Source organism: Nocardia acididurans, from assembly GCF_016741815.1.
Lineage (GTDB): Bacteria > Actinomycetota > Actinomycetes > Mycobacteriales > Mycobacteriaceae > Nocardia > Nocardia acididurans.
Genome location: NZ_JAERRJ010000004.1, coordinates 538690 through 552117, shown reverse-complemented (window position 1 = coordinate 552117; position 13428 = coordinate 538690). Strand labels below are relative to the sequence as shown.

Here is a 13428-nt window from a genome sequence, read left to right as displayed (position 1 = left end):
TCACAGCCCCGGCACGGCGGCGAAGACCACGCACGCGCTGTCCTGCCGCAGGTAGGTGTCCTCGGGGGTGGACGGATACGCCTCGACACCCGAATCGGGCAGCCAGGTGTAGTCGACCAGTTGCAGCGGCAGCGGTCCCGCCGCCGCCACGAGTTCCACATCCACGCCCTCGGCGGGAGGCGCGAAGAAGCGGAACCCCCGGGTCTCGTCGAGGGTTATCTCGCGCCCGGCCACTCGCAGCGACGAGATCGGGGCGTCCCCCCAGCGGAGGTCGATCCTGGTCGCGCCGCGCTGCGACCGGATCCGTAGTTTCACCGTGCGCTGCCCGCCGTCGGTCGTATCGGCGAAGATCTCCGCGACGGGCGGTGAGATCGCCTGCACCGGTGCGGCTTCACTGGACACCGCCTTCGGCCACAGCGCGGCGAACGCCCCGGCCGGGTCCTCCGGGCTCACGAAGTTCCGGGTCCACTCGTCCGGTTCCAGGGTCGAAATCCACTGGGCTTCCCGCCGATCCGCGTCGAGCGCGTACATCAGCTGGGACAGCCGCGGATGCGTGTCGTCGATCCGGTCGACCGCCAGCCCGGCCGCCGTGAGCGCGACGGTGAGCAGGAGCCCGAGCGCCGGAATCACCCAGCCGCGCCGCTGCGGCCAGGAGTGCACCAGGGTGAGCGTGAGCAGCCCGCCCAGCAGCATCAGCAGCGGAGCCGTCAGGAACGGTGCGCCGAGCAGCCCGGCCTGTACGCCGGACCACACGATGCCGCCCAGCAGCAAGGCCGCGGGCAGCAGGAAGACGGTCAGGACCGGGAGCCGGAACGACTCGGGCACCAGGAAGGTGGCCGCCACGCCCGCGGCGGCCGCGAACGCCGGTATCACCACCAGCACCGCGGCGGCGGGCAGCAGGGCGGCGGCCAGGGCTCCCACCACGGTCACACAGGTCAGCAGCCCGACCCCGGCCGCGGTCGGACCGAAGACGCGGCGCGCGAACGCCCACCAGAAGCCGAGCACGGCGACCGCCAGCACGATGACCGCGACCTGGTAGAGCTCCGGGCGATACGGGTCGATCCCGCCGGCCGTCGTCGCCCGGTAGTCGGGTCGGACGGCCTGCAGCAGCCACCACCAGCCGTAGACCGCCGCCATCGCCAGCGGCACCGCCGCCAATGCCGTTGCCGCCGCGAGCAGTACGCGGCGAATGCTGGTCTCGCCATTGCGGCGGACCTGCCATATCACCCACGCCACCAGGGCCAGCGCCAGCACGGCGAGGGCGATCATCACCCACACCGGCAGCACCACCAGTGTCCCGAACGGCAGGCCGAAATACGCTCGGTCGGCCGGATCGTCCAGCGCGCCCAGATCCTGTTGCCCGAATTCCCGGGCCTGCGCCAGCGCATTGTCGCCCATCTGCTGCAGGGTCGGCAGACTCACGTGCGCCGGATCATCCAGCCGATTGTGGTAGTAGGCGCTCTTGCCGGCGAAAGCCCAGTCCAGTACCCGCAATCCGGCGGTTTCGAAGGCGGCGAAGTCGGTATTGCTCGAGGTCTGGCCCTCGGCCAGCGCGGTGGTGAAGGAATCGGTGTTCGGGTGCGGAATCGCCTGTGCGACAGCGCGGACCAGGTCGCCGTCGGGCCGGGTGAGCCGCCACAGCAGCACCGGGCCGCCCGCGCCGCGGGCTTCGAGATTCACGACCACACCCTGCTTGTCGTAATCTCCCGCCGCCACAAAGGCTTCCGCGCCGATCAGGCCCTGTTCCTCGGCATCGGTGATCAGGACGACCAGGTTGTTGCGCAGCCCGGTCTCGCTCGCCCGCAGCGCGCGGGCCGCTTCCACCACGGTCGCCACCCCGGCGCCGTCGTCGTTCGCGCCGGGCGCGGAGGCCACCGAATCGTAGTGGGCGACAAGGTAAACCGTGCCCGTGGGAGCGCTGCCGGGAATCCGGCCGATGATATTGTCCGCCCGGCCGATGCCGATCTCGTCGGGCCGGAAGCTCCCGGGCCAGCGGCCGATTCCGCTGCGAATCTCGGTCTCCAGACCGATTTTTCGCAACTCGCTCACCAAATGGTCACGCACCCGGTCGTGTTCGGGCGTGCCCACCGGATGCGGCCGCTGTGCGATCTCGTCGATGGTGCGGAATGCCCGTGCGGCACTGAACACCTCACCCGGCGCGTCGGCCGGCCGGAATCCGTGTGGTTGTTGCTCCCATGCCGTGGCCACCACCACGGCGAGCAGTACAGCGAACGCCAGCAAACCCGAAAGCCCTCGTCCCACCCGCATACTCCGATACTAGGCAAACAGGCGCGCGGCCCGCTCGGGGATGTCGCGGTGGCCCGATTCTGGAGGTTAGCTGGCCGCGTTCAGCACCCTGATCCGCGAATCGCCCAACGCGGACAGCAAACAGGAGGAGACTCGTCTCCGACGATGTCGGACCGACGCAGGGGAGTCACGATGTCCAAATCCTCCGCCTACCCGAGTGCGGCGCCGGTCGGAGTGGACAGCACGCGCCCGAGCATCGCGCGTGTCTACGATGCCGCGCTCAACGGCAAGGACAATTTCGAGATCGACCGCGAGGTGCTGGCGCAGATGCGCACGGTGGCCCCCGGCGTGGCCGAAATCGCCTGGGCCAACCGGGATTACCTCATCCGCACCTGCCGCTTCCTGGCACGCGAGGCGGGTATCGACCAGTATCTGGACCTGGGATCCGGACTGCCGACCGCCGAGAACACCCACCAGGTGGTGCAGCGCATCGCCCCCGAGGCCCGCGTCGTCTACGTCGACAACGATCCGATGGTGCTGGCGCACGCCCGCGCCCTGCTCGCCGATCGCGACCGCACCGCCATCGTCGACGCCGACATCTTCCGGCCGTTCGAGGTGCTCCGACATCCGGACATCCGGGCCAGATTGGACTTCACCCGTCCCATCGCCCTCCTGCAGAACGGCACCCTGCACCACTATCTAGGTGACGACGCCGCCCTGATCATGCGCACCTACATCGACGCGCTGCCCTCGGGGTCCTACGTCTCCATCGCCCACCTGTACAACCCGGAAACCCCGGAACACGGTGAACTGGCCCGCAATCTGGAGGAGAAGCTGTGCGGCTCCCTGGGCAGCGGCCGATTCCGCACCCGCGCCGAGATCGAGGCCATGTTCGACAGCCTCACCATGATCGATCCCGGCCTGGTGCTGTGCGACGACTGGTGGCCCGACGGCCCCCGGCTGGCCCACCGCTCGGCTGTCCGGCACTGCGTGGTCGGCGGCGTCGGGCGCAAACCCTGATCGCTCAGCGCGCGGCCGCCAGCAGGGCCGACACGGTGGCGAGCTGGGTGGTGAAATCGCCGTCGAGTTTGGCCAGCATGGTCGAGATGCCCACCTTGCGGTAGCTGTCCAGGCGGGCCGCGATGTCGTCCGGCGTGCCGAGCAGATTGGTGAGCGAACCGAGCTCGATCGGGACGGCGGCGCGGGCCTCGTCGCGGCGACCGGCCTGCCACAGCTGCGCCACCCGGGCGATCTCCGCCGCGAAGCCGAGCCGGCCGAAAGCCTGGTTGTAGAAGTTGTCGTCGGCCGCCGCGCCCATCGCGCCGATGGTGAAGGCGTAGCCGTCGGCGTGGCGGCGCTGAGCCGCGGCGGTCTGCGCGGCATCGGCGGTGATCTCGACCGCGACCGGGGCCACCAGATCGAGATCGGACAGGCTGCGCCCGGCGGATTCCGCGCCCTCGCGCAGCGGCCCGAGGAACACCTCCGCGCTCTCCGGAACGAAGGCGTTGGCCAGCCAGCCGTCCGCCTGCGCACCGGTGAGCCGCAGGTTGGCCGGGCCCATGGCGGCCACGTAGATCGGCACGTGCGCGGGCATGACCAGCGGCGTCAGCGCGCGGCCACGGCTGTCGGGCAACGGGAGCCGATAGACCTGGCCGTCGTGCTCGAGCCGTTCGCCGCGGCTCACCGTCCGCACGATCTCGATGGTCTCCCTGGTCATCTGCACCGGACGGTGGAAGCGCACCCCGTGCCAGCCCTCCATCACCCGCGGCCCGGAGACGCCGATGCCGAGCGCGAAGCGGTTGCCCGACAGCGCCTGCAGGCTCAGCGCCGAGGTGGCCAGCAGGGCGGGGCTGCGGGAACCCAGCTGCACCACGAAGGTGCCCAGCCCGATCCGTTCCGTGCGGGCGGCGACATAGGCCAGACCGGTGAGCGCGTCGTACCCCCACACCTCGGGTACCCACACCGAGGCGACGCCGAGTCGCTCCAGCTCCTGGACGAATTCCACGGCTCCGGGCAGCCGGGGCTCGATCACCACACCGATCTTCATACGCATCCTCAATTCCGCGGTGACAGTGATTATGCACTCTGCCATAGAACTTAGTGTTAGTCTCCCGGCATGCGTTATCGAGACTGTCCGACCGTCGAAGCCGCCGTGAAGATCCACGCCGACGCCGAGGCCGCCTGGGCGCTGCTCACCGATATCGAACTCCCGGCCCGGTTCTCTCCGGAGCTACAGCGCGTCGAATGGGTGGGCGACGCGCGAAAGGTGGCCGTGGGCAGCCGGTTTCGTGGAGTAAACCGCAATCAGCACCTCGGTGAATGGGAAACCGACTGTGTCGTAGCCGAAGTCGAAGACGGCCGGCGCTGGACCTGGAATGTGGTCAATGGCGCGGAGGTCAGCTCCACCTGGGGTTTCGAGGTGGAACCCGCGAGTGACGGGGTGCTCGTGCGCCAGTGGGCGCGGATGGGCCCCGGCCCGTCCGGCCTGTCCCTGGCCATCGCCGCCATGCCCGACAAGGAAGGCCGCATCGTCGCGCGTCGCCTGGCGGAGTTCGAGGCCGCCATGGCCGCCAATCTCGACGGCATCCGGCAACTGCTGGAGGCGCAGAGCTGATGGCGCGCACCGGAACCCGCGACAAGATGCTCTACAGCGCGGTGGAACTGCTGCGCGAACGCGGCGCGGCGGGCGTGACCGTCGACGCCGTCCTGGCCCGCAGCAAGTCCCCGCGCGGCTCTGTCTACCACCACTTTCCGGGCGGGCGCGCCCAGCTCATGAGCGAATCCCTCACCCTCGCGGGCGAAGCCATCGGGGCCATCATCGAACACGGCAGCGCGGCGGGCTCGCTGGCCGCCCTGGACCGCTTCGGCGCGTTCTGGACCACCATCCTGCTCGAATCCGACTATGCCGCAGGCTGTCCCGTGGTCTCGGTGGCGGTCGGCGGATCACCCGACGACGGCCATCTGCAGCCCGCCGTCGCCGAGATCTTCCAGCGCTGGCACGATGCCCTGGTGGAATCCTTCCGCTCCGACGGCGTGGAACCCGAACGCGCGCAACGACTCGCGACCACCGCCGTCGCCGCCGTCGAGGGCGCGGTCATCCTGTGCCGGGTGCGCCGCTCCACCGTCCCACTCGACGAGGTCATCGCCGAGCTCGCCGACTTCTTCCGGACGGTTCAGCGGATCTGAAGCGGCAGCGACAGCTGCCGCCGCACCATGATGCTGGGCACCCAGCGCGGTGACCCCGCGAGCGTGAACTCGGTACTGCGATCCAGGAGCGCGGTGACGGCCGCGACCGCCTCCATTTTCGCCAGTGCCGAACCCACGCAGAAGTGCAGGCCCCTGCCGAACGCGCTGTGCGAGCGGGCATTCGGGCGATGCGGATCGAAGACGTCGGGATCGGCGAAGACCGCCGGATCCCGGTTGGCGGCCCCCCACATCAGTAGCAGGTGACTGCCCGCCGGGAGGTCCACCCCGCCCAGCGTGGTGTCGGCGGTGACATGCCGATGATGGCCGCGAAACGGGGATTCGAACCGCAGCGTCTCCTCCAGGAAGGCGGGGACGAGATGCGGTTGCTCGCGCAGCAGGGTCTGCAGATCGGGGCGGGTGGCCAGGATCCGGGCGGCATTCGCGATCAGCCCCGCCGTGGATTCGCCTCCGGCGCCGACCAATTGGACCAGCACGAGGACGGCGACCGCATCGCTGATCACCCCGGCGTCCCGGGCGCGTGCCAGCACCCGAAGCAGATCGGGGGTGCCCGCATCACTGAGATCCGCTGCTGTGGAACCGGTTTCGTCCGCCGCGAAGCGCTCGGCCAGATAGGCGGTCAGTTCGGCGGCAGCCGTCACCAGGACCGGCAGCCGATCGGGCGTCATGACGCCGCCCAGCATCTCGGTGCTGTCATAGGCCCAGCGCAGCAGACGCGGCACATCGGCCGCGGGCAGGCCGATGACCTCGGCGACCAGCGCCAGCGGCAGCCGGTCGGCCATGCCGGTCGCCCAGTCCATCCGGCCGTCGCGCAGCTGCTCGGCCCACAGCTGGTCGACCAGGGCGGACACGGTCGGCCCCAGCTCCCGAATTCGCTTGGCCAGCACCGTCGACACGAGTTTGCGCTGCGCGGAATGGCCGGGCGCGTCGGCGGTGGCCAGCACGTGCAGTGCCTGACCGCCGCCGTCCATGTCGAAGATCGCGGGCGGACCCTCGGGCTGCTGGATCAGCACCGCGGTCAGGTTGGAGGAGAAGTCGGTGGTCCGGCCCGCCGCCTCGGCCACCAGCTCCCACGAGGTGACCAGGTGGAAGTTCGTCCCCGGCACCCGGTACACCGGTGCCTGCTCGCGCAGCGTGCGGTAGAGCGGGTACGGGTCGTCGAGATGGACCGGATCGAAGATGTCGATCGCGTCCAGCGGCGGCGCTGCCATGAAAGCTCCATTTCTAGAACAGGTCTCGGGAGCGCCCACGGTTCTCGGCGGTGACAGCGGAGTCAAGCACTGTCTCGGGGTGAGACGGCGGAGGCGGCCGGATCGCCGCCGAGCAGTGGGATCTTCTGCGGCTGAGGCTCGAAACACCAGGTAGAGGGTGATTCGAACGATATCCGAGGGTGGACGAATCGGCTTCTTTGTCTCATCCTGAGACGGATCCGATGCTCGACCTCCGAGGAGTGTGCGCACATGCCCGACCAGCGCGTCGATTGGCTGGCAGGCGGTGACCGTCGTGCCCTGGCCGTCACCCGCATCGAATCCGCCGCCACCGCACTGTTCCTCGAACACGGCATCGACCGCGTCAGCGTCGACGATGTCGCCGCCCGCGCCGGCTGCTCCCGCGCCACCCTCTATCGGCACGTGGGCGGCAAACCCGAGCTGATCCGCCTGGTCATGACCCGCGCCGCCGCCACCGTCGCCGACCGGGTGGCCGCCACCGTCGCCCCGCTCGAAGGCTCCCGCCGCGGCGTCGAGGCCATCCTCGCCACCCTCACCGCCATCCGCTCCGACCCCACGCTGTCCCAGTGGCTCGGCAGCGCCCGCGCCCGCACCACCGGCGAATACCTCGCCACCGCCCCCGAATTGCGGGGGATCGCAACCACTCTCACCGGAATCGCCCCTGATGACGAAGCCGCGCAATGGATCATGCGCACGGTGCTGTCCCTGCTCATCTGGCCGCTCCCGGACGCCGCCGCCGAACGTCATCTGGTGGAGCGCTTCACCGCGTCCGTCTTCGTCAGGGGCTGAACCGTTTTCGCGGCTATCCGGTGGCCAGCGGCACTTCGCCCGCAGTCTTGCTGTAGCCGAGAGCCTCCACGATCAGGCCCGCACGCACGCGCATGAGGTTCACGCCCTCCACCCAGTCGGCGGCGCCGGTGCCGTAGCGGTAGTGCCAGCGGATGGTCGCCCGGTCACCCGCCACGATCACCTCCTGCGGCATGAACTGGGTGCCGCGGTCCTCGACCAGGGTCCGCCAGAAGGCCAGGCAGGCCGCGCGGCCGGTGACGCGCTCACCTGTCGGCGCGGGCTGCACCGACTCCATGACGCACCCCTCGTCGACGAGATCGGCGAGCAGTTCGGGGGCGCGCTCGGTGAAGGCGCGGTTGAACAGGTCCATGACCTCGGTGGTGCTGCGGATCGGCAAGACTTCCTCCAAAGTGAACGACAGGTGCCCTGAGATTCTGCGGGGGCTGGAAAGCTCTGGGAAACAAGCGTTTACGGTGGCGGTACAAACAGATTTTGTGGCCGCTCGACGGCCGCGCGCACGGCGTCGATCAGTGTGCGGATCGGCGCGCCCGGAGCCCGGGTGGTCCAGACCACGGCGGCGTCGATCGACGGCGCGTCCGACACCGGGATCAGGACCAGGCCGTCGATGGTGTACCGGCGGGCCAGCGACCGGGGCGCCAGCCACACGCCCTGCCGGCGGGCCGCGAGTATCGGGCCGTCCTCGGTATCGCGGACGGCCGGATCGAATGCGGCGCCGTCGGCTCGGAGCGCGGCCAGCCAATGCTGTTCCGCCGCTTCGGAAACGAAGATCGCGGGCAGGGCGACGGGTTCGGCCCCCAGTTCCGCCAGCGTCACCGAGGTCCGCGCGGCGAGCCGATGCCCCGGGTCCAGTGCCGCCACCCACGGCTCGGATCCGATGACGCTGTGGTGCAGGCCGATATCGATCACCGGAGCCCACAGCAGGCCGGCATCGGCGCGGCCCGAATCCAGAATTCGCAGGCCCTCCGGAATCGTGCGCACACTGGTCAGCTCGATCCGCACGTCCGGATTCGCCGCCTCCACCGCATCGGCCACCCGGATCATGAACGGCGCCGTCGCGCGCGGGCAGCACACCACCCGCAGTGTGTGGACCGCCGCGGCGTCGACCGCGCGCACCTGCCCCACCAGCACGTTCAGCTCGTTCACCACCCGTTCCGCGCCCGCCGCGAAGGCCTGCCCGGCGGGCGTGAGCCGCACCCCGCGCGAATCCCGCACCAGCAGTTCGGCGCCCAGCTCCCGCTCCAGATGCCGGACCTGAGCCGACAGGGTCTGCTGGGTGAGATGCAGCTGCGCCGCCGCCCGCGTGATGTTCAGCTCCGAGGCCACCACCAGGAACGACTCCAGCAGCCGCGTATTCACGACGCGCCCTGCGGATTCCGGGTGCCCCACACCGGCACGCCGCCCAGGGTGCCGAGCGCCGCGCCGGGCCACAGCACAGCCCGCACGGCCGGATTGCCGGAGAGGGCGCTGCCGAACAGCGCCCCCGGAACGATTGCCACAGTGAACACGGACGGGTGCAACGCCGTCGCGCGCCGTAGATTCCGCCGCGGCGCCTACCGGCGGGAGTTCCGCGCCATTACGCAGGGTGAATAGCGGTGGGCCAGAGGGAAACCGGGGGTCCTTCTCGCCGAAATGTGCCCGTCACCGAATCGGGCTGATATCCGCGCACCACCAGATCGCGCCCAGGTTTTCACCGCTCGGCCGCAGGGAATACGAGAGGAGCGTCGCCATCGCGCTTCGAATTTGGCTGAGCAGCGCAGGAGCGGCAACCGCGCAGGTCATGCGGTTGCTCCGGGAGAATCCGGACGGCATCGACGTCACGATCTACGCGAGCAATGTGGATCCGGGCGCGACCGCGCTGTCGGTGTGTGACGTGGCGGCCGTGGAACCGCGCCACGTCGGCAACGAGGAGTACGCCCGCTTCGCGCTCGACTTCTGCCGTACCCACCACATCGACGTCCTGATTCCGCCCCGCCGGCTCGAAGCGCTCGCCGGGCGGGCGGCGGAGTTCGCGGCCGTCGGCACCAGCCTCATGTGCTCGCCGCTGTCCGCCGTGCAAACCCTGACCAGCAAGGCCCGCACCTACGAAGCCGCTTCCGCCGCAGGCATTCCGGTGCCGCCCTGGCGGGTGGCCACCGACGCGGCGAGCTTCCGCAGCGCCGTCGCCGAGCTCTCGCGCACCGACGACAGCCTGTGCGTCAAACCCTGTGGCGAGTTCTCCGCCTTCGGATTCCGCGTCCTCGACGACCGCCCGCTCAGCCTGGCCAGCCTGCTCGGGCCACCCCGGCCGGTGGCGTCGGTCGAGGCGGTGGCCGGGGCGCTGGAGCGCGCCGCCGACCAGGGCGACCGCATTCCCGAACTGCTCGTCATGCCCTATCTCGAGGCGCCCGAGATCAGCGTCGACTGCCTGTCCGCCCCCGGAGGCGAACTGCTGGTGGGCATTCCGCGTTCCAAGAGCGGCCGCTTCCGCAACCTCCTCGACGACCCCGTCGCCGTCGCCATCGCCCGGCAGGTGGTCGGCCGCTTCGGCCTCGCCTACCTCACCAATGTCCAACTCCGCCATCGCAAGGGCCATCCCGTCCTGCTGGAGGCCAACCCCCGCCCCGCCGCCGGTCTCTTCCAAACCGCCTTCGCCGGAGTCAATCTCCCCTGGGCAGCCGTTCGCCTCCTCCTGCAGGGAGATTCGGGCCTCGACCACCCGCCCCGACTCAACGTCCGCCTCGCCGTGGCCGAAGCCGTGATGGAGGTGGCCCCGCGTCCCACCATCCCCAGCCTCCTCCCGGCCGCCTCGGTTTCCGCTGGGCCGGAACTGGTTTCGGGTCCGGCCCTGTAACGGACGAGGGCCGATGCGCGGGTATCACAGGGTTCCGGGTGGCCGGGGAACTACTTCGGGTCGGCGGCCCCGGCGGTGAGGCCCAGGCCGGTGAGAGCAGCCCGGCCCGCGGTGGCCGTGCTGTCGCTGCCCAGGCTCAGGGTTCGCGCCTGCTGGTAGGGGGATCGGGCCGATTCGAAGGCGGCGGCGATCGTGGGCAGCCGGGCGGGGTCGTTATCCAGGAGGGCCTGCGCGCGGTCGACGATCGCGGAGGCGATCGGATTGCCCGCCACCGTGATTCGGGCCGCGGCGAGGTAGTCGCGGGCTTCGGGATGCGCGGCGAGCGCCGCCGCTTCGGCGCGCAGCGCCACATACCAGTGCCGCCAGATCCAGATGACCCGGTCGTCCAGCCGGTCCGGGTCGGTGGCCAGCGCGGCCAGCGCTCGTTGCGGTTCACCCTGGTGCAGCAGCACGACGGCGTCGAAGACGGCGTTGTAGGCGGGGCGTTGTTCGGCGGCGCCGAGTTCGTCCACGATGCTCAGCCATTCGGCACGGGCCGAGGGGTTTCCGCGCAACCCGTGCACCAGGGCCACCGCGGCGGCGGCCGCGCCGAGGGCCGGCGCGTGCTGCCGACCGGATATCTCCCAGGCGTCGAGGAAGCGCCTGCTCGCGGTCAGCACGTCGGTGGCGTTGCCCGCCAACGCATCCGCGACCAGCAGGCGGGAGGTGGCGAAGTCGCCGCGTTCGGCCAGCAGGGGCAGGTCGCGCAGCTGCTCACCCCAGCGGCGCGCGCCGGTCAGATCCCCGACGCCGATGGAGGTGTCCGCCGCCTCGGCGAGCGCGCTGACCAGCTCGAGTGCGCTGCCGGGCGTAACCGGCACCGCCGCAAGCAGTTCCACTCGTCGCCGGGTGGTCTGCGCGGTGGCGAAAGCGTCGCCGCCCCACCACTGCGCCGCGGCCAGCGCATCCAGGGCGGCGCTCTCCGCAAGCGGTTCCCCGGTTTTGCGGGCCAGCTCCACCGCCCGCTCGGCCAGCGAGATCGCCCGGGAGGCTGCGGAATTCGCTGCGCTCGAGCCGGACGCTGCTGTGTCGCCGGAGGTTTCGCCAGGGTCCGGGGCGGTGGTGTCGGAGAGCACGCCGCACTCCGCCAGGGCGATCGCGGCCTGGGCGGCGAGATCCTCTCCGGCCAGCGTGCGGGCTTCGGCGAGCAGTTCCGCACCCGTGCCCGGGGCGGGGGGTTCGGCGAAGGCGTCGGACATGCGGTAGACGGTGATGGCGGCCGTGGCCAGGTCGCGGGCCGCGGCGGTGTCGTCGCCCGCGGTGCGGGCGGTGTCGGCGGCGGCGCGGTACAGGCGGTACATGTCTTCACCGCGCATGCGGCAGCCCGCCGCCTCGGCGGCGCGGCGCAGGGCGGTGGCCGCTGCGGCCGGGTCGTCGGCCAGCGCTGCGGCCTGCTCGTAGCGGCGCTGGGATTCACCGATCAGATTGCGGGTGAAGCTGAGCTGCGCCAGGGCGAGAGCCAGGTGGTGGGCGGCGGACCGGTGGTCGGATTGATCTCCGGCCCAGGCCAGCGCGGCGCGCATATCGTCGACCGCGGCGTCGAACTCGGATCGCCAGGCGGCCGCCGCGGAGCGGGCGGCGGCCGACGGTGTGGCGGATGACCGGCGGACCAGTGCGGCGGCGGTGGTCGCGCACCAATCCAGGTGGCGCGCACAGACTTCGGTGAGATCGCCGGACTCGGTCAGCTGTTCGGTCTGATACTGGCGGATCGCCTGCAGCGCCCGATAGCGCAGGCCGCCTGCGGCGGGGACCGTGGTCAGCAGGCTCTGCTCGGCGAGCCGGGAGAGTCCGTCCGCCACCGCCATCGGCTCCAGAGGCGGATACCCCGCGACGGCCACGGCTTCGGCGAAGGTGAACGGCGCGACGAAGGTCGAAATACGTTGCAGCAGTAGCTGATCCTCGCTGGTCAGCAGCGCCTGACTCCAGTCGAGCATGGCGCGCACCGACTGGTGCCGCTCATCGGCGCGCCGCCCGCCCACCAGCAGTCGCAGCGGATCGGCCAGGCTCGCGGTGAGCCCGTCCAGCCCGAGGGTGGGCAGCCGGGCCGCGGCCAATTCGATGGCCAGCGCCAAACCGTCCAGCCGCACACAGATTTCGGCGACCTGGTCCAGCTGTCCCGGATCCACCGGCCACCCGAGCGCGCCGGCCCGATCCAGGAACAGCGTGATGGCATCGGCCGCCTCCGCGTCGTCGTCGCGCAGCGACAGCGGCGGCACCGTGTACACCTGCTCGAACGGCACCATGAGCCGCGCCCGGCTGGTGGCCAGCACGGTCACCCGCCGGCAGTGCGCGAGCAGCCGTTCCAGGAACGGCGCCACGCCGTCGCGCAGATGCTCGCAGTTGTCGAGCACGAGCAGCGTGTGCCGGTCGGCCAGGGCGGTCAGCACCGAGTCGTCGAGGCTGCGGCCGGGTTGCTCGCCGAGCCCGAGCGACCGCGCCACCGCCGAACCGATCATGGCCGGATCGGTGACCGGCACCAGATCCACGAACCATGCGCCATCGGCGAATTCGCTCGCGAGATCCGCCGCGACGGCCAGCGCCAGCCGGGTCTTGCCCACGCCGCCCGGTCCGAGCGCGGTCACCTGCCGCTGTTCCGCGACCGCCGTGCGCAGCGCCTCGCGCTCCCGCTCCCGGCCGATGAAGGAGGTCAGTGGCGACGGCAGTTCGGTGACCGGCTCGTTCGGTTCCTCGGTCCGGGTCAGTTCGGCCGCGCGATCGGCCAGCCCCCGCCGATCCGGTACGCCCACCTTCCGCAGCAGTGAGGACACATGGGTTTCCACGGTGCGCACGGAAATGTAGAGCTGCGCCGCGATTTCGGCATTGCTGCGATGTTGCCCGACCAGGGCCAGCACCTCGGCCTCCCGGTCCGAGATTCCGGCGGAGACCTTTTGCTTCGACACATTTCACATCTTCGCGTACCGAACGGTGCTCCCGCACCCGGACGGCTCCGTGGTTTTTCCGTGGACCGTTCCGTGGTGAGCACGGATGGCGCGGCCGCGCGCCGACCCTACTGTTGGTATCACGGCAGCGGAAACCCGCTCCACCAGCAGAAACACCGATCATCCAGCA

The 13428-nt window shown here is 70.7% G+C and carries 12 protein-coding genes; 5 read left to right on the top strand and 7 right to left on the bottom strand.

Features of this window, described 5'->3' with window-relative positions:
* Positions 1-2268: a M20/M25/M40 family metallo-hydrolase gene (locus JK358_RS13210; RefSeq protein ID WP_201947227.1), complete on the bottom strand. Its 2268-nt coding sequence runs from the start codon at positions 2266-2268 to the stop codon at positions 1-3.
* A gap of 171 nt (positions 2269-2439) precedes the next feature.
* Here JK358_RS13210 and JK358_RS13205 point away from each other — a divergent pair, with 171 nt between their 5' ends.
* Entirely contained in the window at positions 2440-3267 is an 828-nt protein-coding gene (locus tag JK358_RS13205; RefSeq protein WP_201947225.1) for an SAM-dependent methyltransferase, read from the top strand.
* A gap of 4 nt (positions 3268-3271) precedes the next feature.
* Here the strand turns inward: JK358_RS13205 and JK358_RS13200 are convergent, their stop codons facing one another.
* Positions 3272-4294, bottom strand: coding sequence for an LLM class flavin-dependent oxidoreductase (locus tag JK358_RS13200; protein ID WP_201947337.1), 1023 nt, complete (start codon positions 4292-4294; stop codon positions 3272-3274).
* A gap of 69 nt (positions 4295-4363) precedes the next feature.
* Here JK358_RS13200 and JK358_RS13195 point away from each other — a divergent pair, with 69 nt between their 5' ends.
* Positions 4364-4861: an SRPBCC family protein gene (locus tag JK358_RS13195; RefSeq protein WP_201947223.1), complete on the top strand. Its 498-nt coding sequence runs from the start codon at positions 4364-4366 to the stop codon at positions 4859-4861.
* Positions 4861-5433, top strand: coding sequence for a TetR/AcrR family transcriptional regulator (locus JK358_RS13190; protein WP_232851179.1), 573 nt, complete (start codon positions 4861-4863; stop codon positions 5431-5433). The genes JK358_RS13195 and JK358_RS13190 overlap by 1 nt, the downstream gene beginning before the upstream one ends.
* Here the strand turns inward: JK358_RS13190 and JK358_RS13185 are convergent.
* Positions 5421-6662 carry a cytochrome P450 gene (locus tag JK358_RS13185; RefSeq protein WP_201947221.1) on the bottom strand — a complete coding sequence of 414 codons (1242 nt, stop codon included), beginning with the start codon at positions 6660-6662 and terminating at the stop codon, positions 5421-5423. The genes JK358_RS13190 and JK358_RS13185 overlap by 13 nt on opposite strands.
* A gap of 249 nt (positions 6663-6911) precedes the next feature.
* On the opposite strand from JK358_RS13185, the gene JK358_RS13180 reads away from it, so the two are divergent.
* Positions 6912-7469 (top strand): TetR/AcrR family transcriptional regulator, encoded by a 558-nt coding sequence (locus JK358_RS13180; protein WP_201947219.1) that lies wholly within the window; start codon positions 6912-6914, stop codon positions 7467-7469.
* Positions 7470-7482: 13 nt separating this feature from the next.
* Here JK358_RS13180 and JK358_RS13175 read toward each other — a convergent pair whose 3' ends face one another.
* The 3 genes from JK358_RS13175 to JK358_RS13165 all read right to left on the bottom strand — a co-directional run bounded on the left by JK358_RS13175 (position 7483) and on the right by JK358_RS13165 (position 8986).
* Positions 7483-7866 carry a nuclear transport factor 2 family protein gene (locus JK358_RS13175; RefSeq protein ID WP_232851178.1) on the bottom strand — a complete coding sequence of 128 codons (384 nt, stop codon included), beginning with the start codon at positions 7864-7866 and terminating at the stop codon, positions 7483-7485.
* Positions 7867-7937: 71 nt separating this feature from the next.
* The gene (locus JK358_RS13170) at positions 7938-8846 is read right to left on the bottom strand and encodes a LysR family transcriptional regulator (RefSeq protein WP_201947216.1); all 909 of its coding nucleotides are present in this window, start codon (positions 8844-8846) and stop codon (positions 7938-7940) included.
* Positions 8843-8986, bottom strand: a complete 144-nt coding sequence (locus JK358_RS13165; RefSeq protein WP_201947214.1) for a hypothetical protein — start codon at positions 8984-8986, stop codon at positions 8843-8845. Before JK358_RS13165 ends, JK358_RS13170 begins: the two co-directional genes overlap by 4 nt.
* 281 nt (positions 8987-9267) lie before the next feature.
* Here JK358_RS13165 and JK358_RS13160 point away from each other — a divergent pair, with 281 nt between their 5' ends.
* A complete protein-coding gene (locus tag JK358_RS13160) occupies positions 9268-10320 on the top strand; it encodes an ATP-grasp domain-containing protein (RefSeq protein ID WP_201947211.1) in 1053 nt (350 codons plus the stop codon).
* 50 nt (positions 10321-10370) lie between these two features.
* Here the strand turns inward: JK358_RS13160 and JK358_RS39985 are convergent, their stop codons facing one another.
* Positions 10371-13259, bottom strand: coding sequence for an ATP-binding protein (locus JK358_RS39985; protein ID WP_201947209.1), 2889 nt, complete (start codon positions 13257-13259; stop codon positions 10371-10373).
* Positions 13260-13428: the final 169 nt, after the last annotated feature.